The sequence below is a fragment of the Spirosoma pollinicola genome, from assembly GCF_002831565.1.
Classification (GTDB): domain Bacteria; phylum Bacteroidota; class Bacteroidia; order Cytophagales; family Spirosomataceae; genus Spirosoma; species Spirosoma pollinicola.
On record NZ_CP025096.1, the window covers coordinates 3,252,785 to 3,269,733 of the forward strand.

Annotated in this window: 16 protein-coding genes; 8 read left to right on the forward strand and 8 right to left on the reverse strand. The window is 48.2% G+C overall.

Going from position 1 to position 16,949, the window contains the following annotated elements; all coding sequences use genetic code 11:
- Positions 1 to 54 precede the first annotated feature (54 nt).
- The 3 genes from CWM47_RS13575 (at position 55) to CWM47_RS13585 (ending at position 4,164) form a co-directional block, all read left to right on the forward strand.
- Positions 55 to 1,581 (forward strand): M20/M25/M40 family metallo-hydrolase, encoded by a 1,527-nt coding sequence (locus tag CWM47_RS13575; RefSeq protein ID WP_100988487.1) that lies wholly within the window; start codon positions 55 to 57, stop codon positions 1,579 to 1,581.
- A gap of 140 nt (positions 1,582 to 1,721) precedes the next feature.
- On the forward strand, positions 1,722 to 2,270 hold the full coding sequence (locus CWM47_RS13580) for a YceI family protein (RefSeq protein ID WP_100988488.1): 549 nt from the start codon (positions 1,722 to 1,724) through the stop codon (positions 2,268 to 2,270).
- Positions 2,271 to 2,442: 172 nt separating this feature from the next.
- Entirely contained in the window at positions 2,443 to 4,164 is a 1,722-nt protein-coding gene (locus tag CWM47_RS13585; protein ID WP_100988489.1) for an N-acyl-D-amino-acid deacylase family protein, read from the forward strand.
- On the opposite strand, the gene CWM47_RS13590 is transcribed toward CWM47_RS13585, so the two are convergent.
- The 8 genes from CWM47_RS13590 to CWM47_RS13625 form a co-directional block, all read right to left on the reverse strand.
- Positions 4,153 to 6,519 (reverse strand): gliding motility-associated C-terminal domain-containing protein, encoded by a 2,367-nt coding sequence (locus CWM47_RS13590; RefSeq protein WP_100988490.1) that lies wholly within the window; start codon positions 6,517 to 6,519, stop codon positions 4,153 to 4,155. The genes CWM47_RS13585 and CWM47_RS13590 overlap by 12 nt on opposite strands.
- A gap of 187 nt (positions 6,520 to 6,706) precedes the next feature.
- Positions 6,707 to 7,912 carry a DUF3570 domain-containing protein gene (locus tag CWM47_RS13595; RefSeq protein ID WP_100988491.1) on the reverse strand — a complete coding sequence of 402 codons (1,206 nt, stop codon included), beginning with the start codon at positions 7,910 to 7,912 and terminating at the stop codon, positions 6,707 to 6,709.
- 12 nt (positions 7,913 to 7,924) lie between these two features.
- Positions 7,925 to 8,143 carry a DUF4266 domain-containing protein gene (locus CWM47_RS13600; protein WP_100988492.1) on the reverse strand — a complete coding sequence of 73 codons (219 nt, stop codon included), beginning with the start codon at positions 8,141 to 8,143 and terminating at the stop codon, positions 7,925 to 7,927.
- 28 nt (positions 8,144 to 8,171) lie between these two features.
- Positions 8,172 to 9,128, reverse strand: a complete 957-nt coding sequence (locus CWM47_RS13605) for an FAD:protein FMN transferase (protein WP_100988493.1) — start codon at positions 9,126 to 9,128, stop codon at positions 8,172 to 8,174.
- On the reverse strand, positions 9,125 to 9,568 hold the full coding sequence (locus CWM47_RS13610; protein ID WP_100988494.1) for a thioredoxin family protein: 444 nt from the start codon (positions 9,566 to 9,568) through the stop codon (positions 9,125 to 9,127). The genes CWM47_RS13605 and CWM47_RS13610 overlap by 4 nt, the downstream gene beginning before the upstream one ends.
- A gap of 37 nt (positions 9,569 to 9,605) precedes the next feature.
- Positions 9,606 to 10,139, reverse strand: a complete 534-nt coding sequence (locus tag CWM47_RS13615) for a Rieske 2Fe-2S domain-containing protein (RefSeq protein WP_100988495.1) — start codon at positions 10,137 to 10,139, stop codon at positions 9,606 to 9,608.
- A 308-nt stretch (positions 10,140 to 10,447) separates the two neighbouring features.
- Entirely contained in the window at positions 10,448 to 10,858 is a 411-nt protein-coding gene (locus CWM47_RS13620; RefSeq protein WP_100988496.1) for a hypothetical protein, read from the reverse strand.
- Between the two features lie 21 nt (positions 10,859 to 10,879).
- Positions 10,880 to 11,143, reverse strand: a complete 264-nt coding sequence (locus tag CWM47_RS13625; protein ID WP_100988497.1) for a hypothetical protein — start codon at positions 11,141 to 11,143, stop codon at positions 10,880 to 10,882.
- 611 nt (positions 11,144 to 11,754) lie between these two features.
- Here CWM47_RS13625 and CWM47_RS13630 point away from each other — a divergent pair.
- The 5 genes from CWM47_RS13630 to CWM47_RS13650 all read left to right on the forward strand — a co-directional run bounded on the left by CWM47_RS13630 (position 11,755) and on the right by CWM47_RS13650 (position 16,938).
- A complete protein-coding gene (locus CWM47_RS13630; protein WP_100988498.1) occupies positions 11,755 to 12,519 on the forward strand; it encodes a DeoR/GlpR family DNA-binding transcription regulator in 765 nt (254 codons plus the stop codon).
- A 6-nt stretch (positions 12,520 to 12,525) separates the two neighbouring features.
- The gene (locus CWM47_RS13635) at positions 12,526 to 13,950 is read left to right on the forward strand and encodes an L-fucose/L-arabinose isomerase family protein (protein ID WP_100988499.1); all 1,425 of its coding nucleotides are present in this window, start codon (positions 12,526 to 12,528) and stop codon (positions 13,948 to 13,950) included.
- A gap of 86 nt (positions 13,951 to 14,036) precedes the next feature.
- Positions 14,037 to 14,858, forward strand: a complete 822-nt coding sequence (locus CWM47_RS13640) for a transketolase (protein ID WP_100988500.1) — start codon at positions 14,037 to 14,039, stop codon at positions 14,856 to 14,858.
- 79 nt (positions 14,859 to 14,937) lie between these two features.
- A complete protein-coding gene (locus CWM47_RS13645) occupies positions 14,938 to 15,933 on the forward strand; it encodes a nucleoside hydrolase (RefSeq protein WP_240625896.1) in 996 nt (331 codons plus the stop codon).
- A 24-nt stretch (positions 15,934 to 15,957) separates the two neighbouring features.
- Positions 15,958 to 16,938 (forward strand): transketolase family protein, encoded by a 981-nt coding sequence (locus CWM47_RS13650; RefSeq protein ID WP_100988501.1) that lies wholly within the window; start codon positions 15,958 to 15,960, stop codon positions 16,936 to 16,938.
- Positions 16,939 to 16,949: the final 11 nt, after the last annotated feature.

The window sequence follows — 16,949 nt, forward strand, 5'->3', positions numbered from 1 at the left end:
TTGGTAAAGTATAATGTACAATGCTAAGCAGTTGATCATCAGTGTTATAAAAATATGCCTCAAAAATTCGTCCTCTTAGTTACCTTTCTCATTACGTTTTCTGCCAATGCGCAAACAGCACAGCAACGCGTTCGGCAATACCGGCAGGCAAATGAAACAGCCTTACTAGATGAGTACCGGGAGTTTCTGTCCATTCCCAATGTCTCAGCCGATTCGGTAAACATTCGTAAAAACGCGTCCTTCATTCTGCAAATGATGAAGAAACGCGGTATTTCGGGTATGTTGCTCGATGGGCCTACCCCAGGCACAACACCTGCCGTATTCGGCGAAGTACGGGTGCCGGGTGCCAAAAAGACAATCGTTTTTTATGCGCATTATGATGGGCAGCCAGTGAATCCAAAGCAATGGGCCGGAGGGTTACAGCCTTTCGTTCCTGTTTTTATCACAGCCCCCATTGAACAGGGCGGAACGATTGTGACAACCTATAAATCGGGCGACCCAATCGACCCAACATGGCGGCTTGCCGGTCGGGGAAGTGCCGATGATAAGGCGGGTGTCATGACCATCCTGAACGCCTATGATGCGCTGGTGAAGAGTAAAATTCCACTTACCGCCAACCTGAAATTTCTCTTTGAAGGCGAAGAGGAAGTTGGTTCAACACACCTGGGTGCCATTTTTGATAAACACCGCGACAAACTGGCCAGCGATCTCTGGATCATTGCCGACGGACCGCGCCATGTATCGGGTAAACCCATCGTGCAGTTTGGCGTTCGGGGCGATGTGAATATGTATCTGACCGTATATGGAGCCAAGCGACCGCTTCATAGTGGCAATTACGGCAACTGGGCACCCAACCCGGCCATGCGGCTGGTGAAACTCCTCGCCAGCATGAAAGATGATAACGACCAGGTTATCATCAAGGGTTTTTATGATGACGTTGTGCCCTTAACCGTCAGCGAGAAACAGGCAATGGCTAATGTACCAAATATGGAAGCGGCCCTCAAAAAAGAACTGGGCATTGCTAAACCCGATGGTAACGGCGCACCATTTGTTGACCTGCTCATGCGCCCAACGCTGAACATTAACGGCATACAAAGTGCTAATGTCGGCGCTATGGCGGGTAACATTATTCCAACTAAAGCGGAGGCTGTACTTGATTTACGGCTCGTGCGCGGAAACGATGTAACGCGCCAGATGGGGCGGGTAGTCGATCATATTCGTGCGCAGGGATATCAGGTTCTTGACCACGAGCCAACCGATGCCGAACGCCAGCAGTATCCTAAACTCATCAAGATACAGACGGGCGTTGGCTACAACGCACAGCGGACACCAATGGACTTGCCCATTGCCCAGGAGGTTATTGCCGCCGTGCAGTCAGCCAGCACAGAACAAATTGTGTTGTCGCCGTCATCGGGTGGTAGCTTACCGCTCTATCTATTCGAGAAAGTGTTAAAGGCCAATGTCGTATCGGTGCCGGTGGTCAATTATGATAATAATCAACATGCTGAGAATGAGAATGTAAAAGTGCAGTATCTGTGGGAAGGAATAGAGATACTATCGGCTATTATGCTCATAAAATAACCTGACTGAAACGGCCATTTCAAGCGGGATGGCTAACTTTTCAAAGAAATTTTAATTATATGTACAGTAGTTGAAACAATTTGTTTAAATTAAATGTATATACATCAAATACTACAACACGTAATCAAAAACTCAAAATCATGGAAGCACAACCCGCAACCGTTACTAAATGGGCCATTGACCCAACACACTCTGAAATTCAGTTCAAAGTGAAACACCTCGTTATTTCAACTGTAACGGGCTCGTTTTCGCAATACGAAGGAGAAGTCGAATCGGTAGGCAATGATTTTGCCGATGCAAAAGTTTCGTTCTCAGCCGACATCAGCAGCATCAGTACCGGGCAGGAGCAACGCGATGGTCACCTGAAATCGGCTGACTTCTTTGATGCCGAGCAGTTCCCGAAACTGTCGTTCGTATCGACCTCGATGACAAAAACAGGCGATGATGTGTATTCACTTGTTGGTGATTTAACTATGCACGGCGTAACAAAATCTGTTACCCTGAAAGTTGAACATGGCGGTCAAATGGTTGATTTTTACGGTCAAACCAAAGCTGGGTTTGAAGCAGCCGGAACCATCAAACGCAAAGAATTTGGCCTGACCTGGGATGGTGTAACCGAAGCGGGTGGCGTTGTAGTAAGTGACGACGTTAAACTGGTATTGAATATTCAATTGACAAAGCAGGCGTAACCGCAGTTACGCTAATCTCATAGGTAACGCAAAACCCGCCCCGTCCGAATTTTTCGGCCAGGGGCGGGTTTTTGCATGAATTAGTGATTCTTCATAATAAAGAGAATGAATAAGTAGCAGATAGTCAGTAGTTTTTAGCCAATTACTATATTGGGCAACTAAACGACCTACCATGCGCCTAACACTACTCGTCATTGTCATTGCGGCCAGTCTGAGCCGCCTTGCTGCCCAATCTGTAAAACCTACAAACAATAGTTATGATGTTCTCATTCGTAATGGCCTGATCTACGATGGATCGGGGAAACCACCGCAGCCGGGTGATGTAGGCATTCGGGGCGACCGTGTGGTTGCCATCGGAAAACTTACAAATGCCAAAGCCACCACGGTTATTGATGCGCAGGGTAAAGCCGTAGCGCCGGGGTTCATCAACGTGCTCTCGCATACGGGGCTTGAACTGATGCACGATGGCCATGCCATGAGCGACACGAAACAGGGTATTACAACTGAAGTGTTCGGTGAAATCTCCTGGGGACCCGTTAACACCGATGCCATGCGGCAACAAATCAATATGAATCTGAAACCGTATAACCTAACCTGCAACTGGACAACACTGGCCGATTTTATGGTCAAGTTACAGCAACGGGGCATTACCCCCAACATCGCATCGTACCTCGGTGCCGGTCAGGTTCGGGAGAGTGTGCTGGGCGAGGCCAACGTAAAACCCACTGCCGCCCAGTTGACCCAAATGCGAAGCATTGTCAGGAAGGCGATGGAAGAAGGGGCCTTGGGTATTACAACGGCCCTCATTTATCCGCCGAATACCTTTGCCAGCACCGACGAACTGGTTGCGCTTTGCCAGGAAGCCAGCCGCTACGGTGGTCGTTACATTGCCCATATTCGCAGTGAAGGTGACCGGCTCGAAGAGGGCGTGAACGAACTGATCAAGATTGGACGCGAAGCCAACGTGCCGGTTGAACTGTACCATTTTAAGGCATCGGGGCAGCGTAACTGGCCCAGAATGCAGGCGGCCATTGAACTCATCAACACCGCTCGCCAGCAGGGGCAGGACGTAACGGCAAATATGTACACCTATACCGCCGGAGCAACCGGCCTGACATCCTGTTTGCCGCCCTACCTATTCAACGGCGGTTTTATGGCGGGCTGGAAGCGATTGCAGGACCCGGCTACCCGCCAGAAACTGGCCGCTGAAGTTCGGCAAAGCAGCAACGATTGGGAGAACATGTTTCAACTGGCAGGTTCGACCGATAATATTTTGCTGACTGCTTTTGAGGTCGATTCCCTGAAAAAATATAACGGCAAAACGCTCGGACAAATAGCGGCCATCTGGCATAAAGACCCTGTAGAAACGGTCATGGATCTGATCGTTGCCGATAAAAGCCGGGTCGAGACAACGTATTTTCTTATGTCGGAGGAGAACGTGAAAAAGGGCATCAGCCAGCCGTGGGTATCGTTTGGTTCCGATGCGGCCTCTATTTCCGACAACCGGAAAGATATTGGCGTTGTACACCCCCGTACATTTGGGAATTTTGCCCGCTTGCTGGGTAAATATGTTCGGGATGAGCAGGTTATGTCACTGGAGGAGGGCATTCGACGGTTAACGAGTTTACCGGCGGCAAATCATAAACTAGCCAAACGGGGCTTGCTTATGCCTGGTTATTTTGCTGATGTTGTCATCTTCGACCCGGCAACTATTGCCGATAGAGCGACCTTTGCCGACCCTTTTCAATATTCCGTAGGAGTCCAGCATGTGCTGATAAATGGCAAACTGGTGTTGAAAGATGGCGAACATACGGGTGTATTGCCCGGGCGGGCCATCTGGGGACCGGGCCGAACGAGCCGCATGCCCCAGCGGAAGATGGTCTTAGCGAATTAACACTAACCTGCCGCGGATGATCGGTTTTTCCGGCACAGTATACAGCGTATAGGCGTAAACCCCCGTTGGCAGGGAGGTTCCGTTCAGCGTTCCATCAAACGGGTTCGTGTAGCCCACCCCCGACGAGTAAATGATTTCGCCCCATCGGTTGAAAATCCGTACAATGGCGTTGGGAAAGGCTTCGATACCCATCAAGTCCCACACATCATTTTGCCCATCACCATTTGGGGTGAAGGCATCAGGTATCAACACCTGGGCAAAAACCGTGATATGAATAGTGTCTTTAACCTCGCAACCTGTGCTGTTTTTAACATCGACAGTATAAGTAATGTCGTTTTGAATATCGGTGATTGTCGGGTTAGCGGTACTCGGATTGTCCAGGTAAGTTGATCCAGCCCATTGAAACTGGTTTGGATTTCCCGTATAAACCGGATTCAGTGTAAATGTATTGCCTTTGTAGGTTGTCAGAGAATCCAATAACTGAATAGTTGGGGTGGGCGCTACAACGGCGATACGGGTTGCAACGGTTCCGGCACATTCAGGAGCCGCTTTCACCGTATATGTCAACGGGTGATTACCAATACCTGCCAGCTGTGGACTGAACAACGAATCGGTAACACCGGTGCCACTAAATTCGCCCCCTGCCGGGCTGCCGGTTAAGGTGTGTAGTGGCTGATCCGGTCCGCAAACTCCCGGAATCGAGTCAAACGTAACCGTCAATGCTGCGAGTTGAGTAATCACTGCGGGTGAAGATTTGCCTTCGCAACCGAAACTGTCCGTAGCCGTCAGTACAAATGAACCCGGCGTGTTGGTCGAGTACCGAGAACTGGTACTGTCTACCGTTACCCCATCTTTTTGCCAGTTATAGCTAATGCCCCCGCTGCCCTCAAGGGCCAGCGAAGCACCCGGACAGATGCGATTCTGTCCAGATTCCGACTGGATAACCGCCTGAACCGCAGCTGACCGATCCACTACAGCTGTATCGCTGTTGATCTTACAGCCATAGGCCGTATTTCTTGTCATGACCCAATAGTTGCCTGGTTGTGTGGTTGATACCGAATCGGTCGTTTGTCCGGCCAGCGCCTGATTATCCCGATACCATTGGTACGTAACCTTGGTTGGGGCTGTTGCCAATAAGTGTACCGTACCCGTTGTAGCGCACAAATGACCCCTTTCATACAGTTTCGCTTTGCTGTTAATGACCGTTACGGTTACGTTCTCAGAATTTCCCACTTTACTACAAACTGCTTTTTGCGATACAACGACCATATAAATGCCCGGTTCACTTACTGTTATGGATGAGTTGGTAGCGCCTGCTATATTAACGCCGTTCTGACGCCACTGATAATTCCAGTTTGCGTTGACAGCTGCCTGAAGAACACTAGACTCACCCTGACAGATGGTTGACGAAAGCAACGCAGGCCGATCTGTGATCTGAACGGCCGGATCAGGGGTGGTTTGAGAGGGACAGTCAATGACTAAAAATTGAAAATCGCGCCGGACTTCGCCAATTTTCACACCGTTTCGATATTCTTCGACTTTAACCGCAAACACAAAAAGACCTAACTGGGTAGCTGTTACCGAGAGCTTACCCGTACGGGCATCAACAGTCAGACTTGGGTTACCGGGCATCGAATTATTGGCATCATATTCCGATAACCAATTTACATCCGGGTATGGACCCGCCGAGACTGTATTTTGGGAATTCCCCTTCTGGTTAAGGGGGGTAATCATGGAATAGCGAAGTTCGTCGCCGTCAGTATCGGAGCCATCAAATCCAAAGGTAAAGGGAGAGCCGAGGCAAATGTATTCACCGTTTATGGTGCCAAAATGAGGGGAAGAATTGGTGAAAGCTTGCCCGTTCTGCTGGAGAGCCGGAAATTCCAGATAAAACGTAAAGCCCGTTTGATCGGGCGTGGCAATATTATTAATACCCGCATTTCGATTGCGCGTCTGATACGACATGTAGTATCCCTGCGCATCTCCATAGTTGGCCGGGTCGAGTTGAATGTCCGCTTCGTAGGTCCAGACCACAAAATTTAGATTTCGCTGAGAAGCGCAATAGGCATTTGCATAAACGACGGGTGCTTTTGTGCCTGTTTGCCTGACGGTGAAGACCATCATCTGGGCGTTGTCGCTTTTGCGGAAAATACCAACCAGCCCTGAACTTGCCTGTCTATTTATGCCCTGCGTTCCGTTTTCCAGGTAATTCGTAACCGTTATCCGGTAATGACCCGGCACATCACCAACCGCATGCATTTCCAACTGGCCACCAACCTGGTGAGTGGCCAGAGACGGAAGCGATGTGCCTACTACAAGAAGCCAGATGATGCACAGAAAAGTAAATAGCCTCATAAACAAGTGGTTCTACATCTACTGATTATTTGGTCATTCCGGCTGTGTTTGGTGGTGGATCGTTACACGAAAAGGCAACTAAATTAATGAATATCAGGACGTTTTAGGCCAGCAGAGCCTACCTATTCTATAAAGGCGAATCTGCTCACAATATACGCATTGGAGCAGATTCGCCTTTATAGAATCGTTATTTCAACTTTGCCAGCAGGGTAAGGCTATTGGCGACCATGCCGGTTGTTCGTACATAATGACCGTAGCGCAACTCGACACTTTGCCAATGACCGATGCCAAACAATCCACCCGGTGGTGCCATACGAACGCCAGTGCCAATAAACTGACTATTGAAACCCGAAATGTCATAATCGCTGGTGTAGTATTTATCCGTTGTACTATGCTGACCATAGGGGGCAAAATATCGAACGGCCGTCTGGTGACTGAACCGATAGAATGGACTGATTGACATGAATGACGTGAGCTTTATGGGCGTTTCGAGGTTGATGGTGTGCGCCTGCATACCCCAATCGTCGATGTAATAGCGGTAGAACGTTCGGATCACAACCCGGTCGCCCATGAAGTAATGCAGCCGAAGGCCAATGGGCAACTTCAGGCGACTACCGGGTAATCGTTCCACCGTTTCGGCCCCGTCCTGAAAATAAATTCGATGGAAAGGTGTGCTCAGAAGCCCCTGCTGATAAGCCGGTTCTACGGTAAGCAAAACCTGTAATCGCTTGTTGATAATCTGCGACAGCGACAGGCTGACATTGTAGGAGTTTCTTGGTTTGTAATCTACCGGGTCTCTATCGCCATGCGCCCCGGAACCATAGCCTTCGGGACGGAGTTCGGGCGGGAGAATTGCTTTCCACGTATCGAAAAAAGCGCCCCCTTTCAGGCTTATTTCCCGGTTGTTATCGGCCGATGCTTTGGCAAAACTGAAATTTATACCGTACGACTTGTAATCATATTCGGTTGAGTAGGAGAGGGCAACACCCTTTGTCGTCCGTGAATCGTCGTTATGTACGCTCCAGGCGATGGACGGGTAAACGTGCGTATCACTTTTAGAGGCTGACGAAACCGTTAGCGGGTCAATATTATCCGAAGACGCCGATGTGTAGTGGTCAATATTGAAATCGAAGACAAATGTATGCTGACGATTTCGACGGTCGGTAGTTTTTAGGACAAGATCGAGCGACTGTGCATAGTCGGTCAGGTGTTCAGTACCGATTCCGCCTGTTACGGCTGAGTTGTTACCGTCCTGCTGGTAATAACTTGATACGAAATTCACTTCTTCAATTTTTAGCTTACGATCCGCGTAGGCTGGCTTGTCAAGCGACTGAGTATAACCACCTTTCCATAAACTAAGCAGTAATCCAACCGAAATACAGATTTTTTTCATTGTTCTTTTTGCTTAGTTACAGCCACAACCGCCACCGCTCTTTCCTCCGTTTGCACCCGCAGCGCCTTCGCGATATAGGTAAAAATTTTGCTCGAACTTCTCAGATTTTCGCGCCGATAATTCCATTTCGGCGTCGTTGATCCGGTTTTTCTGATACTCTTTAACCGTTACACAACCTGACAGGCTGAGCAAAATGAGGCCTATCAACGAGGCCGTTTTAGTGAATTGCATTGTCATTTGTATCAAGTGGCTGTACACGTTAGCAGGCTAAAGCCGGGGACTTAACATTAATGTTGGCGGAGGTAAACAGGCTATTCTTGTCGTCAATTATGATGCAGGCAATGTTCCGCATCTGGTTAATCAGATTCAATCCCACCCGAACGCCCATAACCATAACCGGTGTAGCCAGGGCATCGGCCAGTTCGGCATTGGGCGCAATGATGGTAACGCTTTTTATTCCCGATACCGGATAGCCGGTCTTCGGGTCGATGGTATGCGAGTAGCGTCTGCCGTTAATAATCGCATATTTTTCGTAGTTGCCGGATGTGGCAATGGCCATGTCGCTGATCGCCAGATATGAAAATGCCTCATGCGTCGATAGATTGGGATCAGCAATACCAATTGTCCAGGGTTTGCCAGTGGGTTGAGTACCCCAAGTGTTCAGGTCGCCAGCCGCGTTGACAATACCACTTTCGACCCCGTGTTCGCGTAAAACCCGTTTTGCCTGTTCGGCGGCATACCCTTTACCAATACCGCCAAACCCGATTCGCATTCCTTTCTCTTTCAGAAAGACCGTATGCTGCTCGTTGTTAAGTACCACATTTTTGTAATTGATGAGCTTGATCATATTTCGGGCGGTTTTTGGATCGGGTAGGGCGGTCATGGTAGTATCAAAATTCCAGAGCCGTTTATCAATCGAACCGAATGTAATATCGAAAGCGCCTTGCGTCAGGGTCGACAATCGGAGTGATCGCTCAATGAGGGCAAACACTTCGGGGTCGACCTGAATGGGCTGGATACCGGCGTTTGCGTTGATCTGATTGGTCTGACTGTCATTACTATACGTCGTTAGTAGCCGTTCAATACGGCTGATTTCGGCAACGGCTTCATCGAGCCGTTCGTTGGCCCAACCTGCATCGGGGCTAACGACGCTCAACTCAAAACGGTTGCCCATGAGCCGTTGTACCCGTTTATGAATGAGGGGAGGGACGGTCATTTTGTGGTTGGGCTAAAAGGCTGGATGGTCTCAACGAATGACGATACCGTTAAGGATTGGTTATAGCCATCCCACTCTTTTAATACCGTGCCATTAGCATCGAGCAATACTGTAAAAGGAAACTTGCCCTGCCTGTTATATTTTTCGGCCAATGCTTCATTATGGGCAGTTTGTTTACTGTCTAACTGATTTTTAGATAAACGCGGGAAATCTGCCCGAACCAGTATCAGATTGTCGTTGGCAAACTGGCCGAACTCAGCCGATTCGAATATGTTTTTTTTGAGTTTTATACATGGCCCGCACCAGTCGGAACCCGAAAAGTTAAGTAAGATTAACTTGTGGGATTGGGCTGCTTCCGTTTTAGCCTGCTCGAAATTAAGTTGCCAGGCTGGGGCAGCGGTAAATAGGCAGAATACGAATGAAATTAGCGCAAGTTTCATGTCAGGTCTGTTTTGTTAATAATTGAGTGATTAGCGATTAACTATATACGACCAGCGTTTTACCGTCGGTAGCAGTTTTATAAACGGCAATGCCCCGACTGCCAAAGCTATTTTTTCCTTTACCCGTCAGGTCAAATCGGGCACCGTGCTGGGTGCAATAAAATTCTGTTTTGTTGAATATGATCGCTTTTTTGGGCTCATGACTGCATGTCTGAGTCACGGCAACATATACGCCTGTGCTTACCTGAGCGACAACAATGCCACTCTGCGCCAGATAGCCACCAACCGTTTTGAGAGCCGTTGCCGCCGAGCTGGTTAAATCAATAGTGAGCAGTCGACTCGTGATCTTGCTCAGATCCACACCACTTGTTGTTGTGGTTGTCGTTGTTGGTGTTGTAGTCGTGCCCGACGTAGTAGTCGTTGTTGTTGGAGTCGTTACCGTTGTGCTTTGCGTTCCGGCCAGTGTCAACGCATTCACAACGGTATCTTCCTCCCGAACGCAGGAAGTTAATGCCGCCATCAGGGCTGCTCCGGTGAAGCCCATTGACTTAAGAAATTCGAAACGTGTCATAGGTAATTGCTGCGGCTATATGATTGTATTCATTTTATTGACAATACGTCAGCGTATACTAAAACGTGGCAAACTAAATCTGTAAAAATTAGAGAGCGATTATCCGAACTGCAGTCCCAACAGGAATACGAAAATAACGTATTGACCGTTGCCTTAGTGTGAAAAACAAGAATTGATTGACAAATAAATCACCCTATTAATCTGAAACTGATACAAAACGGTGGTTCAGGTTTTGTAAATTTTCAGCATGGTGCGTTCGTTTTAAGAAGATGAAAGGCTAGTATCATGCCAAACGGGAAATACTCAGTCTACGTATTTCGTAAAAGCCATTGTCTTGACTCGTTATCGTCAATAAAATAGCGCGACGAGCATTGTTCATTCAGACTGGTGGATGCCCGAATAACCATGTCGGCTCCCAGTTTGGAAAACTGGTTCAAGTCTGTTAAAATAACAGCCACTCTAACTTGCTGTGGTAAACCCGGGTTAGATTGTGGCAGCCATTGCTGAATGAACCAATGGATATCGACCGGATTAAACATCCTTAACTGTTGCAAATTAATTGACCATCGTTTGATTAGATGCCGCTTGGCGAGGGCCATAATGGCTAGTGAGCCATCCCTGAAGTTTTCGGAGGTTGGTATTCCCGTCCATGTTTGTTGTAATAGATGAATACCACACTCAACATTGACCATAACGTGCTCATTTTGATATGTTTTCATGAGATTCAGTAAGGGCAAGGGTTACTGAACATGTGGTGTAATGACCAAGTCTGCTTTGCCGGAGAAGGCCCGCTGTAACTCGGCTTCGGCAAATCGGTAGGCATACATGAACTTGTCGTTCTCCTGTTGAATGATCCCCATATCTTCAAGTTTTACAACGTTGTTCCAAATGCGTTGCAGGCTTCCATAAAAATCGTCTTCTGATTTCGAGAGTAATACCTGTAATGAGGAAGCCGGGTTATGGTTTTTTTGGCTGATTTCGGTTTGCATGAGTGTACGTTCCATGGGTTGTAGTATTCAGATTGTCCGCTGTCTCACGGGTTAAAAAGGTAACGTACAGGTCGGGCATCGGGCGTATCGAGGGTTGACGCAAACGGGTGAATCGTGGCCTATTTTAAGTTCTTTTAACGAAAGAGGTAGCCAAGTCAACTAGCTGCCTATGTGCGCTGATATTGTATATCAACGGTTAAAATGGCCTAATCAGGCTCTTAAACGCACTTTGGGTTTGTTACTATAGTTACGTCAGATCCCCCTGATTCGTTGCGGATGTTTTCATATGTGTTAGAGAAAGAGCCTGATTGGCGCGACTAATCCGACCGGTTTTCGAGGGTTCCGGCCATTAACCCAATAACCCAGCCTATAAATGCATGGACCCAAGATTGATTTTTCCTCATCCACCTGCTTAATTACTTAAAAACCATAAATGTGCCCAGATTTATGAATAAAACATAAAGAAGTAAAAATATTACAATAAAAACTTTCGTTTATTTTCGTTTATATTCCTATTATTGCTTTTCATTTGCGATAAAGTACTCCAATGGTATCTATATCCGCGCTTTATTTTTGTTTTATTGTACTTTAGCTAATCAATCACAACTAAAATAGACTGGTTTGCTATGTTGCCGAATCAACGCAGGGATAAAATACTCGAACTTTTAAAGGAGGATGGCTCTGCCAAAGTCATCAATCTGGCAAAGCTTTTCAAAGTAACCGAAGTCACCATTCGTCAGGATCTTGATAAATTGGAGAAAGATGGACTGGTTATAAAAGAACACGGTGGTGCCTACCTGAAAAACGTGGAAGATCAGGTGCGGACTTTTTCGGTCGCCAATCAGGAGAATCTGGAAAAAAAAGCACTGATCGCAGCTAAGTGCCTGGAATTTATCGAGAGTGGCGACAGCATTATCTTAGATTCCGGCTCCACGACGACCGAAATCGCCAAGAAGTTGCGGGGGTATAAAAACCTGACAGTGATTACCAATGCCTTGAATATCGCCCTGATTCTGGGAGCCGAACCGGGAATTGAAGTCATTATGACCGGGGGCGAATTCAAACCGCCAACCTTATCGCTGACAGGCCAGAAAGCCGCCGATTTTTTTAAAGGGTTGAACGTACAAAAGCTCTTTCTGGCTACAGCCGGTATATCGCTCAAATCGGGCCTGACGTACCCAAGTATCAGCGATATCGTGGTCAAAAAAGCCATGATCGACGCGGCCGATACGACGTATCTGGTCGCCGATTCCACTAAAATCGGCAAGAGTGCTTTTGCCAGTCTGGGTGCCCTGTCGCTCATTGATTACATCATTACCGATGCGGGCATTGAAGAAAAGCACAAACAGGTATTTCACGACAATGAAATTGAATTGATTATAGCGAGCTAATAAGGTATGAATGTAAAAGCGACTGGCCCTATCACGTTAGGCGTCATTATTGGTAACCGTGATTTTTTTCCGGACAAACTCGTTGGTGAGTGCCGGGCCGATTTACTGACAGCCTTCCAGAAAGCAGGGATAAATCCCATTATGCTGGATGAGTCGACAACGAAACTAGGCGGTGTCGAGACGTTTCAGGAAGCCCAGAAGTGCGCGGAGTTGTTTAGGAAACATGCCGATGAAATTATGGGCGTACTGGTCGTGCTGCCCAACTTCGGCGATGAGAAAGGAATTGCCGAAACATTGAAACTGGCTCGTCTGGACGTTCCTGTATTAGTGCAGGCTTACCCCGACGATTTAAATCGGCTCGACGTTGCCCGTCGGCGGGATGCATGGTGTGGTAAAATCTCGGTTTGCAATAATTTCTATCAGTTCGGGATTAAATACACACTGACCACCAAACACGTCGTACATCCGTCCGATCCGAGTTTCCATACGGATCTGGTGAATTTCATGGGCGTATGCCGGGTCGTAAAAGGCTTGCGTAATGTTCGGATTGGCGCTATTGGTGCGCGTCCCGGCGGATTTAATACGGTTCGGTATAGCGAAAAAATCCTTCAGCGAAACGGCATTTCAGTCGTTACCGTCGATCTGTCACAGATTCTGGGCAACGCCAACAAGCTAACGGCCAGTGATGCATCGGTGAAGCAACGACTCGAAGCCATCAAGGCCTATACCCCTACAGGCCGCACCCCCGATGATAAGTTGGTTCAAATCGCCAAACTGGATGTAGTGCTGAATGACTTCATGCTGGAACATGCACTCGATGCAACGGCCATCCAATGCTGGACGTCGCTTCAGCAGAATTATGGCTGTAACGTATGTACGAGCATGAGCATCATGAGCGAGAACATGCTGCCCAGTGCCTGCGAAGTTGATGTTACAGGTACATTGAGCATGTATGCCATGCAACTGGCCTCGGGTTCACCAAGTGCCCTGGTCGACTGGAACAACAACTACGCCGACGATGAGAACAAGTGCGTATTGTTCCACTGCGGCAACTGGGCGAAATCATTTTTACCGGATATCGAAATTAGTACCGCGCCCATTCTGGGAACCACCGTTGGGGAAGAAAATACCTACGGAGCTTTGTCAGGCCGTACACCCGCGTCTCCACTAACGTTTGGGCGTATCAGTACCGATGACCCAAAAGGCATTATGAAGGCGTATATCGGTGAGGGTGCCTTGACAGATGACGCTCTGAATACGTTCGGAAACCGTGCGGTAGCTCAGATTGGTAACCTCCAGGGATTGATGCAATACGTCTGCAAGAACGGCTTTGAGCACCACGTAGTAATGAATGCCTCCAAAACCACCGGTATCCTCAAGGAAGCCATGGAAAATTATATGGGCTGGGAAGTGCATGTGCATCAGTCTTAACTTAATGAGTCACAGTTTTTTATGATGGATATGATCATTAAGATTTTTGACAATCGGTCGCTGCTGTACGGTTCAACCACAAAATTATGACAGTCAATGAATTAGCTAATAAGTCGGTACAATACCGACGGAATATTCTCAAGTACATCATGGGCGCTAAGGCTGGCCATACAGGAGGGAGCCTGTCCTGTATCGACATCCTGAATGTACTTTACAACAATGTGTTGAACATTAGCCCTGAAACGGCTAAATCGGCCACTCGGGACCGTTACATTCAGAGCAAAGGTCACACGGTCGAAGCGCTCTATGTCGTGCTGGCCGACAAAGGCTTTTTTCCGGAATCTGATCTGGAAACGCTTTGCCAGTACAAGTCGCATTACATTGGGCATCCAACCAAAAAAGTAGCAGGAGTTGAACAGAATACCGGCTCGCTGGGGCATGGGCTTCCGCTCAGTGTGGGTACGGCTATCTCGGCCAAACTGGATGAGCTGCCGTTTCGGGTCTTTACACTCATGGGTGATGGTGAATTACCCGAAGGTTCGAATTGGGAGGCTGCTTTATTAGCGTCGCATTATAAGCTCGATAACCTCTGCGCCATTGTCGATAAGAATACCTTACAAATTTCGGGACCCACCGCCGATGTGTGTAGTACCGATCCCCTCGACAAGAAATTTGAAGCCTTTGGCTGGGCTGTCCGGCAGGTTGACGGGCATGATTTTCAAGCCCTGACCGAAGCCTTCGATGCGCTGCCTTTTGAGCCGGGAAAGCCCAGTTTGATCATTGCCAATACCATAAAAGGCAAGGGGATAAGCTACATGGAAAATCAATTGAAATGGCACCACGGCGTACCCGACAAAGAACAGTATGAACAGGCACTAGCGGAATTGACCATAGCAGGGAAAGAGTGAAAGAGCGGGCCGCCATGCGGTAATTGAAAAATCAATGAAAAAATTAGAGATTATGGTTTTGCACCTAAGGAAATTTGGGATGAGTCTTATCCTTATTTTAGGCACGTCGTTCGCTGCTCTGGCACAATCGAAGGGATTGGCGGCTGTGGAGCCTCGAATGCGCGTTATCGTGGATAACGATTTCAGTGGCGATCCAGACGGCTTGTTCCAACTGGCTCATTTACTAATGTCGCCATCGGTAGACATCCGGGCAATTATTGGCTCCCACTTAAATGAGCGTGATGGATTCGATCCCTCGAAAACACAGGCCGATAATGCTGCCAAAAAAGCGCGGGAAGTACTACAGGCGATGAATGTGACCAAAAACATTCCCGTCTTTGCCGGTTCAAATACTGCGATGGTGAATGACAGTACGCCCGTAAAAAACGAAGCCGTCAACTTCATTATCCAGGAAGCATTGCGTACTGACACGAAGACACCTCTTTATGTGGTTTGTGGTGCCGGACTTACCGAAATTGCTTCGGCTGCACTAACTAACCCCATGATTGCTAATAAACTGACAATCATTTGGATTGGTGGCCCAGAATACAGTGATTTGGCCCTTCCGCCACCGGGTTTTTCGGAGGTTGAATACAACCTGAACATTGACCAGGCGGCTGCTCGGGCGGTTTTCAACCGGTCTTCCCTGCCTTTGTGGCAAATACCCCGAAACGTGTACCGGCAATGCCTGCTTTCCTATGCCCAACTGCTGACAAAAGTGAAACCACGGGGTAAGGTTGGGGCTTATTTAAGCGGTACACTGGAGACGTTAATGGCACGGATTCAACGATTTATCAATATTGGCGAAACCTATATTCTTGGTGATAGCCCGCTGGTATTGCTAACGGCCCTTCAGTCGTCGTTTGAGCCGGACCCTTCGTCGAGCTACTATGTAATTCGGCAGGCGCCCCGTATCAATCAAGCCGGGACGTATATTCACAACCACGCTGGACGGCCGATTCGGGTGTATACCCAACTGGATACGAATCTGATGTTTGCTGATTTTTTCGCCAAACTGGAACTGATGAATCCGTAAGGAATTCACCCAATCAAGACAACCATGGGAGATGTAAGTACAGTCGTCGATAAAAAAGCCCTACCGAACACGTCTCTGGCCAATCTGGATGTTTTTTCCAGTACGCTACAGGAATTAGCGGCTACCGACAGGCATATTCTGGCCGTAACCAGCGATTCGCGGGGGTCGGGGAAGCTGGTGCCGTTTGGGCAAAAATTTCCGAAACAGATCGTAGAAATTGGTATTGCCGAACAAAATCTGGTGGGTGTGGCGGCTGGTCTGGCCTCAACGGGCAAGAAAGTTTTTGCTGTGTCACCCGCCTGTTTTCTGACAGCTCGCTCATTTGAGCAGATCAAAACGGACGTGGCCTATTCCAATAATCCGGTCAAGCTCGTGGGCATCAGCGCGGGAGTGAGTTATGGCGCGTTGGGTTCAACGCACCATAGTCTGCACGATTTTGCGGCTTTACGAGCGGTGCATAACCTGATCATCATTGCTCCAGCTGATAATTTCGAGACCGAACAGGCCATCCGGCTGGCGGCTGAACTGGAGCACCCGATTTATCTACGATTTGGTAAAAAACCAATGCCCCTTTTGTCGGAAGACAACAAACAATTTGAATTTGGCAAAGGCCGTGTTGTGAATGAGGGCGACGATCTGGTACTCATTGCAACTGGCGAAACGGTGTATCCAGCCTTACAGGCGGCTCGCCAACTGGAAGCTGTACAGGGCATTCGGGCAACGGTCATCAGTATGCATACCATCAAACCCCTTGATTATGCGTTGCTGGCAACGGTGGCCGGAAAAGGTTGCCCAATCCTGACCGTCGAAGAACACAGCGTGTTTGGCGGATTGGGAGAAGCTTGTGCGTCGTTTCTGATGCAGAATGGCTTTCGTAACCGGTTCAGTATCATGGCCATTCCTGATGAATATACCGTAACGGGCTCGCAGGTGGAGATATTTAATCACTACGGCTTGTCGGAGAGTGGCATCATGGCGAAGGCGTTAAGCTTACTTGATAAATAGTCACGCTGTCA